Origin of the sequence: Ramlibacter sp. (genome assembly GCF_035706265.1) — a bacterium.
Lineage (GTDB): Bacteria > Pseudomonadota > Gammaproteobacteria > Burkholderiales > Burkholderiaceae_C > Ramlibacter.
Genome location: NZ_DASSVG010000337.1, coordinates 1 through 3,750 on the forward strand (window position 1 = coordinate 1; position 3,750 = coordinate 3,750).

Annotated in this window: 3 protein-coding genes; all 3 read right to left on the reverse strand. The window is 67.5% G+C overall.

The annotated features are described in order from the left end of the window. Nucleotides 1–189: NAD(P)-binding domain-containing protein (locus VFM98_RS12245; protein WP_325110204.1), on the reverse strand; the 189-nt coding region annotated here is incomplete at its 3' end. 24 nt (nucleotides 190–213) lie between these two features. Further along, nucleotides 214–1,299 carry a prephenate dehydratase gene (gene pheA / locus VFM98_RS12250; protein WP_325110202.1) on the reverse strand — a complete coding sequence of 362 codons (1,086 nt, stop codon included), beginning with the start codon at nucleotides 1,297–1,299 and terminating at the stop codon, nucleotides 214–216. Between the two features lie 113 nt (nucleotides 1,300–1,412). Further along, nucleotides 1,413–3,750: DNA gyrase subunit A (gyrA, locus tag VFM98_RS12255; protein ID WP_325110203.1), on the reverse strand; the 2,338-nt coding region annotated here is incomplete at its 5' end.

Below are 3,750 nucleotides of genomic sequence, written 5' to 3' on the forward strand. Positions count from 1 at the left end.
CGCGCCCGAAACCGCGAGCAGGGCCGAGGGGGCCTCGACGTCGATCACGCCCATCTGGCGCGCCCGCTCGGTGGTGGAGGGCGACTTGCTGTAGCCCACCACCCGCTTGACGAGCCCGGCGCGCTTCATGGCCAGGGCGAACGAGCCGCCCATCAGGCCGCACCCGATCAACCCCAGCTGCTCGAACATCGCTGCCATTCGTTCTTTTCTTCTTTACTCGCCGACGGGATAGGTGCCCAGCACCTTGTAGAAGGCGCAGATGGCCTGCAGGTCCTTCAGCGCCGCCGCCACGTTCGGCTGCGCGGGGTGGCCCTGCAGGTCGATGTAGAAATAGTATTCCCACTGGCCCGAGCGGGCCGGGCGGGATTCGAAGCGCGTCATGGAGACGCCGTGCTTCTTCAGCGGCACCAGCATGTCGTGCACGGCGCCCGGCCGGTTCGGCACCGAGACGATCAGGCTCACGCAGTCCTTGCCGGAGGCTTCCGGCGCCGCCAGCGTCTGCGGCAGGCAGATCACGGCGAAGCGGGTGCGGTTGAAGGCGTCGTCCTGGATCGCGTGGGCCGCGATGTGCAGGCCGAATTCGGTGGCGGCGCGCTCGCTGGCGATGCCGGCCCAGTTGGGGTGGGTGGCAGCGAGGCGCGCGCCTTCGGCGTTGGAGGCGACGGCGCGGCGCTCGGCCTCCGGCAGGTGCGTGTTGAGCCAGCCCTGGCACTGCGCCAGCGCCTGCGGGTGCGCCAGCACCACCTCGATGCCCTCGATCGCCGCCTGGCCCTTGCGCAGCAGGTTGTGGCGCACCAGCAGGCTGGTCTCGCCCACGATGTGCAGCGGCGTGGCGAGGAACAGGTCCAGCGAGCGGGCGATCACGCCCTCGGTGGAGTTCTCGACCGGCACCACGCCGTATTCCGCCGTGCCGGCGGCCGTGGCGCGGAAGACCTCGTCGATGCTCACGCACGGGATCTTCTCCATGCTCGCGCCGAAGAACTGGATCGCCGCCTGTTCGCTGAAGGTGCCGGTGGGGCCGAGGAAGGCGACGCGCTGCGGCGCCTCCAGCGCGCGGCAGGCGGACATGATCTCGCGCCAGATGTGCGCGATGTTGTCTTCCTTCAGCGGGCCGGGGTTGGCGGCCTGCAGGCCGTTGATCACCTGCGCCTCGCGCTCGGGGCGGAAGACGGGCGAACCTTCGTGGCGCTTGAGTTCGCCGACTTCGTTGGCCAGTGCGGCCCGGCGATTGAGCAGGGCCAGGAGTTCGCGATCGACCTGGTCGATGCTGGTGCGGAGCTCGGACAGCGTTTTGGGCATGGGAAGGGGCAACTATAGCGGGAGGTTACAGGCTGTCACTAGGGCGATGCCGTCGTCCCCCGCAGGCGGAATCGATCGAGTTTCCCACCGGCCCGGGAACGACGGAGTCGTTGTTACTTGCCCGTCACCTCTTCGCCGTCGCCGTTGCCCGCATCGTTCTCCACGATCCGCTGCAGCCCGCTCAGCTTCGAACCCTCGTCCAGGTTGATCAGCGTGACGCCCTGGGTGGCGCGACCCAGTTCGCGGATCTCGCTCACCCGGGTGCGCACCAGCACGCCGCGGTCGGTGATCAGCATGATCTCGTCCTCGGTGTGCACCAGGGTGGCGGCGACGACCTTGCCGTTGCGCTCGCTCTGCTGGATGGCGATCATGCCCTTGGTGCCGCGGCCATGGCGCGTGTACTCGGTGATCGGGGTGCGCTTGCCGTAGCCGTTCTCGGTGGCCGTCAGCACGCTCTGCGATTCGTCCTCGGCCACCAGCATGGCGATCACGCTCTGGGCGTCATCGAGCATCATGCCGCGCACGCCGCGCGCGTTGCGGCCCATCGGCCGCACGTCGTTCTCGTCGAAGCGCACCGCCTTGCCGCCGTCGGAGAACAGCATCACGTCGTGCTTGCCGTCGGTGAGCGCAGCGCCGATCAGGTAGTCGCCCTCGTCGAGGTCCACTGCGATGATGCCGGCCTTGCGCGGGTTGCTGAATTCGTTCAGCGCCGTCTTCTTCACCGTGCCCATGGAAGTCGCCATGAACACGTAGTGGTCGGCCGGGAAGCTGCGGAACTCGCCGGTGAGCGGCAGCACCACGTTGATCTTCTCGCCTTCGGCCAGCGGGAACATGTTGACGATGGGCTTGCCGCGCGAGCCGCGCGAGCTGGCCGGCACCTCCCACACCTTGAGCCAGTAGAGCCGCCCGCGGTTGGAGAAGGCGAGCAGGTAGTCGTGCGTGTTGGCGATGAAGAGCTGGTCGATCCAGTCGTCTTCCTTGGTCTGCGTCGCCTGCTTGCCGCGCCCGCCGCGCTTCTGCGCCCGGTATTCGTTGAGCGGCTGGCTCTTGATGTAGCCGGTGTGGGACAGGGTCACGACCATGTCCTGCGGCGTGATCAGGTCCTCGGTGGCCAGATCCTGCGGGTTGTGCTCGATCTCGCTGCGGCGCGCGCCGACCTTGGTCTGGCCGAACTCCTGCTTCAGCGCGGTGAGTTCCTCGCCGATGATGACCGACACGCGGGCCGGCTTGGCCAGGATGTCCAGCAGGTCGTCGATCTCGGCCATCACCTCGCGGTATTCGGCCACGATCTTGTCCTGCTCCAGGCCCGTCAGGCGCTGCAGGCGCATCTGCAGGATTTCCTGCGCCTGCGTGTCCGACAGGCGATAGAGGCCGTCGGCCTGCAGGCCGTATTCGCGTTCCAGCCCCTCGGGCCGGTAGTCGTCGGCGCTGATCACCGAGCCGTCCTCGCGGGCGCGGGTGAGCATCTCGCGCACCAGCGACGAATCCCAGCTGCGCGCCATCAGTTCCGCCTTGGCCACCGGCGGGGTGGGCGACTCGCGGATGATGCGGATGAATTCGTCGATGTTGGCCAGGGCGACGGCCAGGCCTTCCAGCACGTGTCCGCGCTCGCGGGCCTTGCGCAGGTTGAACACCGTCCTGCGCGTCACCACCTCGCGGCGGTGCTGCAGGAAGACGTCGACCAGGTCCTTCAGGTTGCACAGCTTCGGCTGGCCGTCGATCAGGGCCACCATGTTGATGCCGAAGGTGTCCTGCAGCTGGGTCTGCTTGTAGAGGTTGTTGAGGACGACCTCGGGCACCTCGCCGCGCTTGAGCTCGATCACCAGCCGCATGCCGGACTTGTCGCTCTCGTCCTGGATGTGGCTGATGCCCTCGAGCTTCTTCTCGTTGACCAGCTCCGCCATCCGCTCCTGCAGCGTCTTCTTGTTGACCTGGTAGGGGAGCTCGTCGACGATGATCGCGGTGCGCTGGCCGCGGTCGATCTCCTCGAAGTGCGTCTTGGCCCGCATCACCACCCGGCCGCGGCCCGTGCGGTAGCCTTCCTTCACGCCGGAGATGCCATAGATGATGCCGCCGGTGGGGAAATCCGGCGCCGGCACGATCTCCATCAGCTCGTCGATGGAGGCTTCCGGGTTCTTCAGCAGGTGCAGGCAGGCATCCACCACCTCGTTGAGGTTGTGCGGCGGGATGTTGGTGGCCATGCCCACCGCGATGCCGCCCGAGCCGTTGACGAGCAGGTTGGGCAGGCGCGAGGGCAGGACCAGCGGCTCCTTCTCGCTGCCGTCGTAGTTGGGCCCGAAATCGACCGTCTCCTTGTCGATGTCGGCCAGCATCTCGTGGGCGATCTTGGCCAGGCGGATTTCGGTGTAGCGCATGGCCGCGGCGTTGTCGCCGTCCACCGAGCCGAAGTTGCCCTGGCCGTCCACCAGCATGTGGCGCATGGAGAAGTCC

Coding starts and splice junctions, on each gene's coding strand:
- pheA (WP_325110202.1), bottom strand. CDS start 1,299: ATGCCCAAAACGCTGTCCGAGCTCCGCACCAGCATCGACCAGGTCGAT.